Genomic DNA, 15,970 nt, shown 5'->3' with positions numbered 1-15,970 from the left:
AGTCGGTCGCTTGGGCGGTGCTGGAGGGGCTAGTTGATAACCACGCCCCAGGGTAATTCCCCGACTGGAATTTCGGTAATTACCTCCAGACGGCGGGTGTCGATGACCGAAACACTGTTTGAGCGCCCGTTGGCCACGTAAAGCTTGTGGCCGTCGGGGGTGATCGCCATGTTCCAGGGGCGCTTGCCCACCGGAATGGTGGCTTCAACCTGGTTGTCGGTGGTGCGGATGACGCTCACCGTGCCGTCCTTGCCATTGGAAACGTAGGCCCGGCCGCCCTCCGGCGCCATGGTGACGCCGTTGGAGAAGGTGCCGGCCTTGATCTCGGCGATCACTTTGCGGCTCTCCATGTCGATGGCGTAAACCGTGCTGGCGAGCTCGCAGGCTACATAGGCGCGCTTGCCGTCCGGGGTGAAGCCGATGCCGCGGGGGCGCTTGCCTACCGGGATGCTGCCCACCTGGCGGCGCGCCTTCACGTCGATCAAGTCTACCTGTTCGGCGTTTTCCGCACTCACCAGCAGCCAGCGGCCATCGGGGCTGAACACTGCGTGCTCTGGGTTTTCCCCTTTCACCTTGATTTCGGCGAGTTGTTTGCGCTTGCGGGCGTCCAGCACGACGACGCTGTTGGATTCCTCCACCGCCGCGGCGATCAGGCGGTGATCAGCCGACACGCTGACCCCCTCCGGCGACTCACCCAGGCGGATGCTCTTCACCTGCTTGGCCTTGTCGATGTCGACTACCACCAGGCTGTTGCTTGGGGCTTCGCTGATAAACAGGTGCTTCCCGTCGGTGGCGATGCCGCGGGGGCGCTGGCCGCCGGGCAGGGTGCGCACCACGGTATCGGTGGCGGTATCGATCACCGATACCGAAGCAGATTTCTCGTTGGGGACGTAGGCGAAGGGCGCGGCCAGCACGTCGGGGGGCAGGATCAGGCCGGCGAGCAGGGCCGGGAGCAGCAGTGGGCTTGGGCGCATAGGGTCAGAGGGTCGGGGCCAGGTAAGTGATGCCGTTGCGGGCGAAGATGGCTGCGACCGTACCGTTTTTCTGCAGTTCCTTGAGGGCGCCGGCCAGGGCTTCGGCGAGGGCGTTTTCGTCCGCTTTTACGGCCATGCCCAGAGGCCAGTGGTTGAACTTCAGCTCGGGCATCTGCACGGCTTCGACCACGAAGCGGCCGTCCTTGCCCAGTGCAGCCTCGATCTCCGAGCGCGAGCCCATCACAGCGGCCAGTTCGCCGGCCTTCAGCTTGTCCACTGCCGCGGCCACGCTGGCAAAATGCACCACGTTATCGCGCAGGCGGCCGTTGAGGGCGCCCAGCAGGAAGCCGTCGGCCAAGGTCCGGCCTTCCACGCCGATCTTCTCGCGGGTGAATACTTCGAGTGCGTTGGCCGCCGAGCCGCGGATCGGGTTGATGCGCTGAAGGCGGGCGACGGCGATGGATTCCAGGTGGTAGGGCCCGAAGATCTTCACCTTGTCGTTCTTGCCCTGCAGGTAGGAATCCACCGGTACGTGCATCATCACGTCGGAAGGCTGGGTGCCGAGGTAGTGCCCCTTCCACACCATGTTGCGCAGGTCGTCGTCCATGTCTTCGTCGGCGTTGTAGCCGGCGATCTGGACGGCGATCCCGAGCTGCTTGCCGAGGGCCTCGGCAAGCTCCACGTCGATGCCCTTGCCCTGCTGGGAGTAGGGCGGGAAGTTGTTGTAGACGGCAACCCGCAGGCTGCCGCGCTTGCGGATTTCTTCCAGGCTGTCTGCCCGGGCGGGCAGGCTGCCGGCCAGCGCCAGGGCGCCGGCGGCCAGCAGAAAGTGACGACGATTAGTCTTCACGGACGGTCTCCAGCCAGGCGCGGATGGTCCACATGGCTTCCTGGCTCAGGATGCCTTCGAACGGGGGCATATACACACGACCGTCGCGGGTGGCACCCTTGCGGATGCGCTGCAAGAAGATTTCGTCACCTTCCTGGCCTGCGGGCAGGTAGCGCAGGTCGGGGGCGATGCCGCCGGAGACGGCGCCGAGGCCGTGGCAGCGGGCGCAGTTCTGGTTGAAAGCGGAGTCGCCGATGCGGATTGCCTCCTTGTTGCCCAGGTAGGGGTTCTTGGCCAGCCAGTCCTTGCCGACCTGCGGAAGGGAGGAGGTATCGACGGCCTGGGGTACCACGTCACCGTGGGCGAGGGCGAGGCTCGTGGCCAGGGTCAGGGCGGCGGCGGAAAGGGCACGGAGAAGGGAGGAGTTCTGAACAGTCACCTGGATCACCTTTGGTCATGATTGGAATTCATCGAGTGGGCCGCGGGTTGGCAGGCCACCGTGTGCTTCCTCATTCAGCAAGGGGCGTGCCAATTCGGGGGGCAGGGCAGAGGGGCGGTGAAGGGCATTGATGGAGCCGCCTTTTCTCAGTTTTGCTTATGATGCAATAAGCTGGCCCGACACTTGCTGTAAAGGAGTCGTAGTGGAGCAGTCGCATTGTTGAAATGTGACCCACTTGCTACATTTTGGAACACACCGATAAAATCGGCTTCAGGGCCGGTGATAATCCGCATCAGCGGAGGAGGAGATGATGCAGGTTCCTTTCAGTGTCGAGGCTCGTGCGGTTAGCCTCCAGGAAGCGCGCTCGCTGTATTTTGGCCGGGGCGAACTTCCGGAGGCCCTGCTCGACCAGAACGTGCTGCGTTCGTGGGAGCGGTGTCGCCAGGCCGGGCTGGACCCGGCCCGACTCGAGGTTGGCGAACCCAATGTGCGCGGTGTAGCCGAAGCGCGGGAGCGCAACCGTACCCTGATTTCCCATGCCCAGCCGGTGCTCGAACATCTTTCCGAGCAGATCCGCAACTCCCACAGTATGGTGATCCTGGCTGACGTCCGGGGCATGGTGCTGCAAAGCTATGGCGACGCCGATTTCCTGAGCCGGGCCGAGCAGGTGGCTCTGCATCCCGGTGCCAGCTGGCACGAGTTCGAGCGCGGCACCAACGCCATCGGTATGGCGCTGACCGAAAGGGGCGCCGTCAATGTGTTCGGCTCTGAGCACTTCTTCGAAGGTAACGCCTTCCTCACTTGCAGCGCTTCACCCATCCAGGATGCCCAGGGCCGCCTGATGGGAGTTCTGGACATTTCCAGTGACTACCGCGCCTTTCAGCGTCACTCCCTCGGCTTGGTCAAGATGTCTTCAAGAATCATCGAAAAACGCCTCTTTGAATCCGAGTTTGCCCATCAGGGCCTGCTGAGCTTTCATTCCCGCCCCGATCACGTGGGCAGCCTGTGTGAGGCCTTGCTGGCCATCAGCCCCGACGGCGACCTGCTGGGCGCCGACCAGGCCGCTCTCGAGCTGCTGGGCATGCGTCGCGAGGATCTGCCCCGGCGCCACTACAACATGCTTTTCGATGTGCCTCTGGGTACCCTGATTGACCGGGCACGCCGTGATCCCTCGTCACTGATTGCCATTTCGGGTCGTAACGGCGAGCGTTTCTATGCGCGCCTGCGCGGCAATTTCGGTTCCTTGTCGGCCAATGCACCGGTGCTGGTGGATGCCAAGGGTGAGCGTATGGCCAGTCGTGTCCGCCAGGAGGCCGTTGCCGCCGCGACCCCCGTCGGGGCCAAGCCGTGCCTCACCCTGCAGTCCCTGTCTACCGGTGATGAGCGTCTGCAGGCGGCCATTGACAAGGGTACCCGCATCCTCGGTCGCGACATCCCCATCCTGATCCAGGGCGAATCGGGCGCCGGCAAGGAGATGTTTGCCAAGGCCTTCCACAACAGCGGCCCCCGGGCCAGTGGTCCCTTCGTGGCCCTCAACTGTGCGGCCATCCCGGAAACCCTGATCGAGTCCGAACTGTTCGGCTACTCCGGCGGTGCTTTCACTGGCGCGCGCAAGGAAGGGGCCGTGGGCAAGATCCAGCAGGCCCACGGCGGCACCCTGTTTCTTGATGAAATCGGTGACATGCCGCTGTCCCTCCAGGCCCGCCTGCTGCGGGTGCTGCAGGAGCGCTGTGTGACGCCCCTGGGTACCAACAAGAGCATTCCGGTGGATATCACTCTGGTCTGTGCCACCCACCGGCGGCTCAAGGAAGAAGTGGCCCGCGGCGGCTTTCGGGAGGATCTGTACTACCGCCTCAACGGACTGTGCATCAACCTGCCGTCCCTGCGCGAGCGCAGCGACATCGACAGTCTGATCGACAAACTGCTTCGCGAAGAGGCCGGTCCGGACCGCAAGGTGCAGGTGTCCCACAAGGTTATGGAAGCCTTCCTCAACTACCGCTGGCCGGGCAACATCCGCCAACTCAACAATGTCATCAAGGTGGCCATCGCGCTGCTCGACGACGACGAGGAGTCCATCGAAACCTGGCACCTGCCGGATGACATCTTCGAGGAGATCGGCGAGATCGCCCAGCCCTGTACCTTGCCTCAGGCTGGCCGTGCCCCCCTGCAGGCAGATGCCGCAGCCCCGGCTCGCAGCGTTGCCACCGCTGGCATGGGCCGGCTGGAGGAAATCGAGCGCGACATGATCCAGCGCACCCTGGAAGCCGAGAACGGCAACATCTCGTCGGCCGCGCGGCGCCTGGGTATCAGCCGCAATACCCTGTACCGCAAGCTGGGGCGCTTCTGAGCATGGGTGACTAAGCCCGAGTACCGCAGTTCGAGCTGTCGCCTTGACTCATGATCTGCCTCCCTTGGTTTGCCAGGGGGCAGAAGTGCAGGTGATCAACGGCCAGTGCGGCGGCGCCCGTTCACTCCGGGCTGATCACCAGCACCGTGCCGTTGCGGTCTTCGGTGACCCACAGGTGGCCGCGGGTGTCGGTCTTGATGTCGGTGGGGGCGCCGAGGGGGTGGCGGGCGGTGGCCTGCCATCCGTCCACCAGCACCACGAAGTTGCGCGCCGGTTTGCCCGAGGCGTCGAAGGGCCAGGCGATGATGCGGTGGCCCTGGCGGCGATAACCGTGCAGGCCGATGACCAGGCTGCCTCGCCATGCCGGTGATGCTGCCACATGGGTGTAGAAGGTCATGCCCAGCGGTGCGGAGTGGGCTGGCAGCAGGCGCTCGGGTCGGGTGTAGCGGCTGCAGTCCCCCGGCGTGAAGGCCGGGTCGAAGCGGCCCATGTCGGTGCAGTAGGGCCAGCCATAGTGGGCGCCGGGGCGGATCCGGTTGAGCTCGTCGTGGGGCAGTGTGTCGGAATTGCCGCCGCCGGGTAGCGTGTCGCGGCTGTTTTCGGCTTGCCACAGGCTGCCGTCGGGGGCAAAGGCCAGGGCCATGCTGTTGCGCAGCCCGCGGGCAAACGGTTTGCCTACCCAGTGGCCGTTTATATGCGCATAACGCCAGATGGCCGCACCGGGAGCCTCCCGCTCTGCTTCGGGGCAGCGCATGCCGCGGGGGGTGGGGGCGTCCTCGCAGTGGTCGGTGCTGGCTCCCACGTTCACATAGATGGCCCCATCCGGGCCGAACACAAACTGCTTGAGCGGGTGCCGCCCGGCGGTGGGCAGGCCGGCGATGAGTATCTCGGTGCTGACCGGCTGGCGCGCCATATCCACCCGCAGGATGCGGCCGGCCTCGGCCAGATAGATCTTGCCGTCTGGCCCCATCTGCAGGCCGTGGGGGCGGTCCAGCCCCTTGAGCAGCGTGCGCGCTTCGTAGCCGCCTGGTCTTGGGTTGAGCATCAGCAGACGTCCGGCCGGGGCGTCCCAGCGGCCCAGGTCGGTGATCAGCACGCGGCCGTCGGCAAGGGGCAGCACGCCCCTCGGCAGGCCCAGCCCGCTGGCGGCGAGCCCGACGCAGAAGCCCTTGGCTACCTTGAGTTGAACGGCCGGCACGCCGGCACACTGGCCGGCGGTGATATAGCGGCTGCCGCGGGTGGCGAGGGCGTCGCCGGCGCTGGCACCCGCAAGGGCGATCACCAGTGCGAGGAGGCGGGCAGGGCGGTGCATGGTGGGGGAGTTGGTTTGGAGCGCGGCGCCGCTTGATCGACGCGCTTTCAGCGGGTGGCGATGTCGGTGAGAATGGCGCGGAGGAGCTGCCACGCCTTGCCCACCGAGGCGATCTCCACCCGCTCGCCCGGGGCGTGGGCGCCGCGGATGGTGGGGCCGAAGGAGACGATGTCCATGCCCGGATGGCTGGCGCCGAGAATGCCGCATTCCAGACCTGCATGGATCACCTTGACGCAGGAGGCCTGCCCGAAGTCCCGGGCGAACACCCGCTGGCAGCGGGCCAGCAGCGGCGAGTCCGGATTGGGGGTCCAGCCGGGGTAGTGGCCGGATACCTCCGCCGCGGTGCCGGACAGGGCAAACAGGCTGACGATTTCGTCGGCCAGGGCCGCACTGCCGCTGTCGAGCAGGGAGCGAACCATGAAGTTGCAGCTGCCTGCGTGCGGGCCGAGTTCCACCACCCCGATGTTGTTGGAGGTCTCCACCACGCCGGGCACGCTGAGGCTGCGTCGGCGTACGCCGTGAGGCGCAGCATGCAGGGAGGCCAGCCACAGAGCCTGGTCGGCGCTGCTCATGAGTTCGCTGGCGGTGGCGGCGGCGAGCGTCAGGGTCACGCCTTCGTCGACGCCGCGCAGGGCCTCGCGCAGTTCGGCCTGCTGGGTGGCGAGGGCGATTTCCAGCGCGCCGCGCTGGCCCGCCGGGAGGGCAAAGGTGGCCCGGGCTTCACGGGGCAAGGCGTTGCGCGCCGTGCCACCGGCAAGGCCGGCGAGGCGCAGGGCTTGGGTGTGCTCCAGGCTGCGTAGCACCCGCACCAGCAGCTTGATGGCATTGCCCCGCTCCTCGTGGATGTCTACGCCCGAGTGCCCGCCGCGCAGGCCGGCGAGGGTCAATGACCACGTTTCCCAGCCCTGGGGCAGCGTGGCCGGTGTGCCGGGGCGGCTCACATTCACGTCCACCCCACCGGCACAACCCAGGTAGAACTCACCCCAGTCTTCCGTATCCAGGTTGAGCATCAGGCGCCCTTCAAGGGTGCCGGGCTGAAGCCCCTGGGCGCCGCCCATGCCGGCCTCTTCGTCGACGGTGAGCAGAGCCTCAAGGGGGCCATGGGGCAGGGTGTCGTCATCCAGGGCGGCGAGGATCAGGGCTACGCCGATGCCGTTGTCGGCGCCCAGCGTGGTGTTGTCGGCTACCAGCCAGCCCTCGCGCAGGGTCGGGCTGATCGGGTCGCGGCTGAAGTCGTGGGCGGTGCCGTTGTTGGCCTGGCACACCATGTCCAGGTGGCCCTGCAGTACCACGCCCGGCGCGTGTTCGTGGCTGGGGCAGGCGCGTTTGCGGATGATCAGGTTACCCGCCTCATCTACCTGCGTAGCCAGCCCGCGGCCATGGGCCCAGCTCTGCAGGGCGTCGCGCACGGGGCCTTCAGCCTTGGAGGCACGGGGGATGCGGCACAGGGTGGCGAAGTGCCGCCAGACGGCGGTGGGCTGAAGCCCGGTGAATACGTGGTCGGATTGGGTCATGGTGGCAAAGTGCAGGGCGGGTGAGTGGCTTTCGCCCGGGAGCGTATCGCGTCAAGGGTGGCTGGAGTGCCCGTGGAGTCGAGTGTATTCGATCCCACGGGAGAGCTTGCGGTGCCAGCCCTTGTTTGCTGTTTTGGCAGCATCCGGGGCTGCGTTTGCGGCGTCAGGCGGGTCGCAGGAAAGTCTCGGCGAACTGTCTGGCGGGCAGGGCCGGGCTCAGCAGGTAGCCTTGGTAGAGGTCGCAGCCCATGTGCCGCAGGGCGTGCAGATGTTCGGTAGTCTCGACGCCTTCGGCCACCACCGAGAGGGATAGGCTGTGGGCCATGGCGATGATGGCACGGACGATGGCCGCGGCGTCTTCGGGGTTCTCGGTGTGGCTACCGGCGAGGGGGAAGATGAAGGATTTGTCGATCTTCAGCCGATTCACCGGCAGGTTGCGCAGGTAAGACAGGGACGAGTAGCCGGTACCAAAGTCGTCCAGGGCCAGGTGTAGCCCATGTTGGCGCAGGGCACGCAGTTCGCCGATGGCCGGCCCCTCGGGCTGAATCAGAACCGATTCGGTGACCTCCAGCTCGATGCTCTCGGGGGGGACCTTGTGATTGTGCAGGCGCTGGAGGATGCCCTGCGCCAGGCCGCCATGCCAGAACTGGCGTGGCGACAGGTTGATGGCGATGCGCGGCGGCAAGGCGTATTCCGCATGCCAGCAGGCTGCCTGGGCGATGGCGGTGTCCAGTACCCAGTCGCCGATGGCGTGGATCATGCCGGTTTCCTCGGCCACCGGGATGAAGTGGTCAGGGGGAATGAAGCACCCGTCGTGGTGCCAGCGCAGCAAGGCTTCCACTCCAACCACCCGGCCGTCGCTGACGCTGACCTGGGGCTGGTAGTGCAGCTCCAGTTCGCCAGCAGCAATGGCATTGCGCAGGGCCGCTTCCAGGGAGACCCGGCGTTGCAGGCGCTCGTTCATCTGCTCCGAGAAGAAGTGGCAGTTTGCCCCGCCCCGCGCCTTGGCAGCGTACATGGCGGTGTCGGCATTGCGCAGCAGGGTCTCGGTGTCACCCCCGTCGGCGGGAAACAGGGCGATGCCGATGGTGGCTGTGGTGTGCAACTCCAGGCCGGCCTCGCGCATCGGACGGGTAATGGCTTCGAGAATGCGTTCGGCGACGTGGCCCGCGTCGCTGGCCCCGCGAATTTCCGGCAGTACGGCAATGAACTCGTCGCCGCCCTGGCGATAGACCTGGTCGAGGGGGCGTAGGGCCTCAGAGATACGGCGGGCCACGCCCTTGAGCAGGATGTCGCCCACCGAGTGACCCATGGCGTCGTTAATGGTCTTGAAACGATCCAGGTCCACGAACAGCACGCCCAGCATGTCGCCTCGCCCTGCGGCCCGGGCGATCAGGCGGGGTGCCTGTTCCATCAGCTGGCCCCGGTTCGGCAGCCCGGTAAGAGCGTCGTGGTGGGCAAGGTAGCGGATGCGGGCCTCGTCGGCGCGGCGCTCGGTGATATCGGTGATGGAGCCGGCCATCAGCCGGGCCACACCGCGGCCATTCCGCTGGGCCACGCCCCGGGCGGCGAGCCAACGGTAGGCGCCATCTTCGGCGCGCACCCGGTACTCATGGTAGAAGTGCGGGGTAAGGCCCTTGAGGTGGGTCGCCACGGCCTCGTTGTAGCCTGCCCGGTCGTCCGGGTGTACAAGTTCGATCCACTGTCCCGTGTTACCGAGAAAGTTGTCGGCGTAGCCCAGGATGTTCAACAGGCGCTTCCCGACCTTGAGCTCCTTGCTTATCGGGTCCCACTCCCACATTCCGTCGTTGGTGCCGACCATGGCCAGGGCATGGGCCCGGGTGATGCGGCGCAGCCGGGCGATCTCCCAGGTGCAGGAGACCAAGGCCAGGCCCAGGCCTGCTCCCGTCAGCAGCATGTAGGGCGGCAGATCACTGTCCTTCGATATGAAAGCCAGTGCCCCGGCCAAGGTGAGGGCCAGGCTCGTCGAAGTCAGGAGCAGGAGAAGGCGGCAGTGCCGCCCGAACGTAGGGGCGGGGGCCGCAGCGGGCTCGTCCTGGTCGTCGGGGAACTTCATGAAAGAGGAGGGCGAATCCCGGTTTCCAGATGCTGCCTTATCGGCCGGGAGCCCTCTCTCTTGAATGTCCCTGACGGGGCCGTGCGGCCTTTCTGCAAAGAGTGCCTGAAGTCTGCGCGGCGGCTGCACTGCGCGCCGCGGAGGATGCCCCTTGTGGGGAAGGGTAATCCGTTCCTGGTGTGCGGGTGTTGTAGCCAGTGGAGCCTGATGTATGAAATTCGAGATGGGCCCCCTGCGAAAGCCGTGTCTGCACTGGAGGGCGCGAAAATGGGAAAGATCGAGTTGTAAATATTGATTGGACGGCGGATCCAAAGTGGATTTTCTGGTGGGGCGTTTGCGTCTCGGCCTATCGTTCGATGCGCCCGGAAGCAAGCTGCCCCTCTGGGAGATTGTTCTGCCATGCGGCGTAGGTGATTGAGGTGCCAGCTAGGCGCCAGCTCGTGCGGCCGTTATCCGGGCGCCCGAGTACGGTGGCAGATGCGGCGCTGGGGCTGTTAAATTCCACGTCGCTCGCAAAGATAAGGTGAGTGCCATCGTTCGAGGGACTTAGCGCGCCGGTAGCGAGTAGATCATCGCGGAGTTGCTGGTATCCGTGGGGTTGGCCGTTCCAGTGGAGTTTGGCCTGTGAGCCCGCCATAACCATGAACGCAGAGCCTGTCTCCCGCGCGGTGGCATTCAAACCGTGTTTGGCACTTTCCAGTTCGAACAGGGGGTCATCGCGGGCCTGCTCAAGTTCCAGCAGCAGAGTTTCGGCCAGATCAGCCCGACTCATTCGATCTTGCAACTGCCAGTGGGCCTCTAGCGTTTGGAGCATGCGCGTGTGGCGTTGCGCCATGATCTCCTCCGACCATTCGCTGTACTGCATGATCTCGGTGGTCATCGCAAAGGCGCAGATGCCGCCCTTCGTGAAGTAGGCGCTCTTCTTTTTCTCGAACTCGTAGTTGCTGGCGGCGCTGTTTTTCTTGCGGCTCAGCAGGGTGAGGTTGCCAAGCCGATGGAGCCAGCGCTGGTGTGTCTGCGGATCGGGAACCCAGCTCAGCCACTGGCTGTTCGGCGCGGGCTGCTGGGGCATGATGTGCTCGACCGAAACGATGTCGTGCTGATAGCTCGCGCTGCCATCGGCCATCAGGTGGTCGAGGCGCTGCATGAGCGTGGCAATCGCTCGCGAGGAGTGGGTTTCGTAGAGTGGCCCGTTCAGCGCCGTGAAGGTCTCGTGCTGCTCCAGCGGTGTGAGCTGGAGGGGAGAAGTAGGCGCCGCGAGATCCTGGCCTTTTTCGATGGCTGCCGTGAGGGCGGAGAATCGCTCCAGCCGGTCATTCACGCCGCTCTTGCGCGCCAGCATCGAATACGCAAGCCTCTCCATGCCCAGGAAGAAAGACAGCATCGCCTCGGGGTGCTGGTTTTGTCGCACGACGAACGCCAGCGCCGGCGGCACCCAGTCCTTGAACTCCAGACGGTTCAGCCAGCGCAGTTGTTCGTTGACGGCCTCCGCATGTTTCTGGCTTGCGTAGTCTGCCCCAGTGATCGCGCTGAAGGCCTCAGCCATCGGAATAAGTGTCCGATCCACAAACGCCTGTGGTTTTGCCGAGGGGGTGACGTGCTCCTTGAACTCCTTCAGCAATGAGCCTTTGGGTTTCGCCTTGCGATACACCATGCGGATGTGGCTGAAAAGTTCGCCAAACGCCTCCCGCCCCAAGTCTTCTTCGGCATCCTCCCACTTCTTCGTGTAGGCGTCGCGCAGTTCTGGTGCAATATTGCCGATGATCTCCGCCTTGAGGATGTCGGTGGCACTGAGGTCGAGACCGCGGCTGTTGAGGACGCCAAAGATCCGATAGGCGGAATCTAGATCGGGTGTGGCGACGGTGACCAGATAACAGCGGGTGATGACGAACTGTACCAGTCTCAACAGTTCCGTCTGGGGAAGCGTGCCGAGGCGCTCCTGGAACGCCAGTGCATTTGCACGGATGCGGCCCTGCGCGTCGGGCAGTGATCGCGTGAGCGCGGTCAGCTTTGTAAAGCCGTCCTCGTGCTGAACAAACTGGCGAAAGAACTCGCGGTCACGCTCGCGTAGGGACAGGCGGTAACGAGCCTGCGTGCCTTTGACCAGGCTGCCTTTTTCGTAGATGCAACTGGTGATGTCCGCCTGCATCGATGGGTCCGTGACCGCCGCACGGATCGCCGACAACAGCAGGGTCAGCGTCGTCAGGCGTTGTTGCCCGTCTACTACGGTGGCGTCGGATACCGCCACGGACTTGATCAGAACGATGCTGCCCAGGAAGTAGGGCGCGGCTTCGGTGAGTTGCGCCGGTGCGGATGCCAGTGCTCCCAGCAAGTCGTCCAGCAATTCCTGCGCCTGCTCTGTGCCCCAGGCATAGGGACGCTGGTAGCCCGGGATGGTGAAGACGTACTCATCGCTAAAGATGTTGGAGAGCGGTTGCTCTTTGGCGGTAAGGGTTTGCATGGCGGGGTCACGCGTAGAGGATTGATGCTACTTGGCTGATGTTGATCTTGCTTGTGATCTCGGCGTCGATCAGGCGTGGCGAAGCCTTGGGGGCTGTGTTGTTGTCGCTCAATCCAGCGTTGCTGAGCAGGCTGACGACAGCCTCGACATAGGGTGCCTAGGCTGAGGAGAACGAGGATAGTGCATTCAGTGTCGTCCCCGAACGTGGAGAGCAGGCCACCAGAGCTGATCTCAGGTTTTTATTGAAAGACCAGCGCGCTGTCTCAGAATTATTTATCAGAAGTGTCTGTTTTGCCATATTTCACGACAACGGAATCTGTCTTGTGGCTCAGTCGTTGGGGTGCGGACTGCCCGCACCGGAGTTCTAAGTATTCTAATTGCTTGAAAATTGAAATCTGAGATGTGCCGACAGCCTGTGTTGTAGGGGATGTTGGACGTGCGTGGGCGGGACGGGATGGCTGGGCCACGCTGACGTTGGTGATCGACTGCTTCAACCGGGAATTGCTGGTTGGCATGTCTCTCTGAGCGGCAAATCCCGCACCACTGAAAGCGCGCTGGAGCAGGCCCTGCAAGGCCTCCAAGGCGAACACCTCACTCCTTCACGCAGTTACACCACTTCCGGGGACACTGCCGGCTCTACCAAGTGGGGGTCCGATGTCTCGGGGTACGTTGACACGCCATTAATCCAATGTATGATTTAAACAAACGTTTTAATGAATTTGTGGCCAGACCGGATTCCCGGTGAGCCGCAGGTGTTCATCCCCACAAGGAGGCATTCCGTGACCGAGATCCCTGGCAAGGCCGCAGGTGACACCCGTAGCCGCATCCTCGACGCCGCCGAACGGCTGTTCATGGAGCATGGTTTCGACGGGACATCGATGCGCATGATCACCAGCCAGGCCGGCGTCAATCTGGCGGCGGTGAACTACCACTTCGGGACCAAGGAACTGCTGATCCAGGAGGTCTTTCGGCGCCGGCTTACCGATCTCAACCGCTCCCGTCTGGCGGCGCTTGAGGTTCTCGAGCTTGAGGCCGCAGGTGCGTCGATCAAGCCCAGCCGCATTGTTGATGCCTTCTTTGGTACGGCTCTGCGCATGGCGGCGGATGTGGAGGGGGGCGGCCACACCTTCATGCGCCTGTTGGGGCGCACCTACACAGAGCCCAACGAGTTTGTCCGGCAGTTTCTGGCCGAGGAATACGCCGAATGCGTGGAGCGTTTTCTGGCCGCCCTGTATCGGGCGCTGCCCGAAGTGGATCGCAAGGAGATCCTGTGGCGCTTCCATTTCATGATGGGGGCCATGTCGTATGCGATCGCCGGCACCGACGCGCTGCAACTGGTCACGGGCAAATTTGATGACGAGAACCCTTCGCAGTTGGCGCCTCGCTTGATGAGCTTCCTGCTGGGCGGGCTGCGTGCCCCGTTGGCGGGGTTCGGGGGCCTCAAGTAGCCCCATCGGATTCAGATCAGGCAACACCTTTATAAAAGTGCGCTGCAAAGACGGTGCCGAGTAAAAGGAGATAGCACATGTCGTACTGGTTTCTGGTTTCCCTCCCTCCCCTGGTGGTCGCGCTCGCCTACGGGCGAGCGCCATTTTTTGCCTGGTATGGGGTCGGTCTGGTGTGGCTAGCAGCCCTGGCCTGGCTGGCCGGCTGGTCGCCGGCCGCAAGCGGGTTAGCGCTGGGTGTGCTCGCGGTGTCCGGGGCGGTGTTCGTGGTGCCAGGCATCCGGCGCAGCCTGGTGACAGCGGGCATCTTCCGGGCCTTCCGCAAGGCGTTGCCGTCCATGTCCCAGACCGAAAGGGATGCCCTGGAAGCCGGAACCGTGTGGTGGGAGGGTGAGCTGTTTGGTGGCAAGCCGACCTGGAACACCCTGCTGGCCTACCCGGCGCCGCGCCTCACCCCGGAGGAGCAGCGTTTTCTGGATGTGGAGACGACGGAACTGTGCCGGCTGACCAAGGATTGGGAATGCACCCAGGCCCAGGACATGCCCGAGGTGGTGTGGAAGTACATCCGCGAGAAGGGCTTTCTGGGCATGATCATTCCCCGGGAATACGGCGGCAAAGGCTTCTCGGCTTATGCCCACTCCCAGGTCATCACCAAGCTGTCCACCCGCTCGTCGGCGCCGGCAGTGACGGTGATGGTGCCCAATTCCCTCGGTCCGGCCGAGCTGCTGCTCCACTACGGCACGCCGGAGCAGAAGCAGCATTACCTGCCCCGCCTGGCCCGGGGCCAGGAGATCCCGGCCTTTGCCCTGACCAGCCCGTGGGCGGGGTCGGACGCAGCCTCCATCCCCGATGCCGGGGTGATTTGCCAGGGCACCTACCAGGGCCGCGAGGTGCTGGGCATGCGCGTGAGCTTCGACAAGCGCTACATCACCCTGGCGCCCGTATGCACCGTGTTCGGCCTGGCCTTCCGCCTGTTTGATCCGCAGCACCTGCTGGGTGATGTGGAGGATCTGGGCATCACCTGCGCGCTGGTGCCCCGTGACCACCCGGGCGTGGACATCGGTCGCCGCCACTTTCCCCTCAACGCCGTGTGGATGAACGGGCCGATCCGCGGCACCGACGTGTTCATGCCCCTGGACTTCATCATCGGCGGGCCGGCGATGGCGGGGCAGGGCTGGCGGATGCTCATGGAGTGCCTGGCGGCAGGGCGTTCCATCTCCTTGCCGGGCTCCAACACCGGCATGCAGAAGATGACCGCCCGGGCCGTGGGGGCCTATGCCCGGGTGCGTTACCAGTTCAAGACGGCGGTGGGCAAGTTCGAGGGCGTTGAAGAGGCGCTGACCCGCATCGGCGCCAACACCTGGCTCAGCGACGCCGCGCGGGTGATGACGGCGGGAGCCATCGACCTGGGCGAGAAGCCCTCGGTGGTGTCGGCCATCGTCAAGTTCCACGTCACCGAGCGCGCCCGCCAGACGGTGAACGACGGCATGGACGTGATCGGCGGCAAGGGCATCTGCCTGGGGCCGCAGAACTTCCTTGGCCGCGCCTACCAGCAGATTCCGGTGGGCATCACCGTGGAAGGCGCCAACATCCTCACCCGCAGCCTGATCCTCTTCGGCCAGGGGGCAATCCGCTGTCACCCCTATGTGCTGAAGGAGATGGAGGCCGCGCGCGGTGGCGATCTGGTGGCCTTCGACGAGGCCTTCTGGGGGCACGTGGGCTACACCGTGTCGAATGCCGCCCGGGCCCTGGTGATGGGCCTCACTGGTTCGCACTTCGTGGCTGTGCCGGATGCCGGCGGCAAGGGTGTGGCGCCGGAGACGCGCCGCTACTACCAGCAGCTCACCCGTTTCTCGGCCGCGTTTGCCTTCCTGGCGGACATTTCCATGGGTACCCTGGGCGGTGCACTCAAGCGCAAGGAGAAGCTGTCGGCACGCCTTGGCGACATCCTTTCCCTGATGTACCTGGCCTCCGCTGCCCTCAAGCGTTTCGAGGACGAAGGCCGTCAGGCGGCCGACGCACCGTTGCTCCACTGGGTGATCTGGGACTGCATGTTCAAGGCCCAGAGCGCCTTTGAAGGTGCGATTGCCAACTTCCCCAATCGGTTGTTTGCCACCTTGCTGCGCCGGGTCGTGGTCTTCCCCCTCGGCCGGCCTTACTTCGTGCCCTCCGACCGCCTGGGCCACGAGGTGGCGAGCCTGCTCATCAACCCCTCGGCGACCCGCGATCGCCTGACCTCCGACGTGTATCTGCCCACCGACCTGGAGGAGCCGGCGGGCGCCCTTGAGGCCGCCCTCACCGCCACCATCGAGGCAGAGCCGGTGGAGGCCAAGGTGCGGCGGGCCGTCAAGACCGGCCAGTTCAAGCCGGGCCTGCTGGTGGGGGGCGGTGTCGATGCCCTCTACGAAGCCGCCCTGGCTGCCGGCATCATCAGCCGCGACGAGTTCGCGCTCATCGTGCGGCGTGGCGAATTGCGCGACAAGGTCATCCGTGTCGATGACTTCCCCTACGACTTCGGTCTGCGTCAGGCCCTGGCGGGGTTGGCTGACGAGCATAGGAAAGCGGCCTGAGC

The 15,970-nt window shown here is 64.8% G+C and carries 10 protein-coding genes; 3 read left to right on the top strand and 7 right to left on the bottom strand.

Annotated elements, in window-relative coordinates; translation table 11 throughout:
- Positions 1–29 precede the first annotated feature (29 nt).
- Genes PHI64_RS00620 through pedF form a run of 3 tightly spaced genes read right to left on the bottom strand, consistent with a single transcriptional unit; the run spans position 30 to position 2,242 of the window.
- Positions 30–974 carry a beta-propeller fold lactonase family protein gene (locus PHI64_RS00620; protein ID WP_299876986.1) on the bottom strand — a complete coding sequence of 315 codons (945 nt, stop codon included), beginning with the start codon at positions 972–974 and terminating at the stop codon, positions 30–32.
- Positions 975–978: 4 nt separating this feature from the next.
- Positions 979–1,824, bottom strand: a complete 846-nt coding sequence (locus PHI64_RS00615; protein ID WP_299876983.1) for a transporter substrate-binding domain-containing protein — start codon at positions 1,822–1,824, stop codon at positions 979–981.
- Entirely contained in the window at positions 1,814–2,242 is a 429-nt protein-coding gene (gene pedF, locus PHI64_RS00610) for a cytochrome c-550 PedF (RefSeq protein ID WP_299876980.1), read from the bottom strand. The genes PHI64_RS00615 and pedF overlap by 11 nt, the downstream gene beginning before the upstream one ends.
- A gap of 307 nt (positions 2,243–2,549) precedes the next feature.
- Between pedF and PHI64_RS00605 the strand changes: the two genes are divergently transcribed.
- The gene (locus tag PHI64_RS00605; protein WP_299876977.1) at positions 2,550–4,589 is read left to right on the top strand and encodes a sigma-54-dependent Fis family transcriptional regulator; all 2,040 of its coding nucleotides are present in this window, start codon (positions 2,550–2,552) and stop codon (positions 4,587–4,589) included.
- Between the two features lie 121 nt (positions 4,590–4,710).
- On the opposite strand, the gene PHI64_RS00600 is transcribed toward PHI64_RS00605, so the two are convergent.
- From PHI64_RS00600 to PHI64_RS00585, 4 genes are all read right to left on the bottom strand, one after another.
- Entirely contained in the window at positions 4,711–5,901 is a 1,191-nt protein-coding gene (locus PHI64_RS00600) for a PQQ-dependent sugar dehydrogenase (RefSeq protein ID WP_299876974.1), read from the bottom strand.
- A gap of 47 nt (positions 5,902–5,948) precedes the next feature.
- Positions 5,949–7,415 (bottom strand): aminoacyl-histidine dipeptidase, encoded by a 1,467-nt coding sequence (locus PHI64_RS00595; RefSeq protein ID WP_299876971.1) that lies wholly within the window; start codon positions 7,413–7,415, stop codon positions 5,949–5,951.
- 163 nt (positions 7,416–7,578) lie between these two features.
- Positions 7,579–9,492, bottom strand: a complete 1,914-nt coding sequence (locus tag PHI64_RS00590) for a bifunctional diguanylate cyclase/phosphodiesterase (RefSeq protein WP_299876968.1) — start codon at positions 9,490–9,492, stop codon at positions 7,579–7,581.
- Between the two features lie 346 nt (positions 9,493–9,838).
- Complete coding sequence (locus PHI64_RS00585; protein WP_299876965.1) at positions 9,839–11,953, bottom strand: DUF4357 domain-containing protein; 2,115 nt, start codon at positions 11,951–11,953, stop codon at positions 9,839–9,841.
- Between the two features lie 779 nt (positions 11,954–12,732).
- On the opposite strand from PHI64_RS00585, the gene PHI64_RS00580 reads away from it, so the two are divergent.
- Together PHI64_RS00580 and PHI64_RS00575 are read left to right on the top strand one after the other, a co-directional pair.
- Positions 12,733–13,401: a TetR/AcrR family transcriptional regulator gene (locus tag PHI64_RS00580; RefSeq protein ID WP_299876962.1), complete on the top strand. Its 669-nt coding sequence runs from the start codon at positions 12,733–12,735 to the stop codon at positions 13,399–13,401.
- 77 nt (positions 13,402–13,478) lie between these two features.
- A complete protein-coding gene (locus PHI64_RS00575) occupies positions 13,479–15,968 on the top strand; it encodes an acyl-CoA dehydrogenase (protein ID WP_299876959.1) in 2,490 nt (829 codons plus the stop codon).
- Positions 15,969–15,970: the final 2 nt, after the last annotated feature.

It is taken from the genome of Zoogloea sp. (assembly GCF_028689785.1).
Taxonomy (GTDB): Bacteria; Pseudomonadota; Gammaproteobacteria; order Burkholderiales; family Rhodocyclaceae; genus Zoogloea.
The sequence above is the reverse complement of the archived record's forward strand: the minus strand, read 5'-3'. Positions and strand labels throughout refer to the sequence as shown.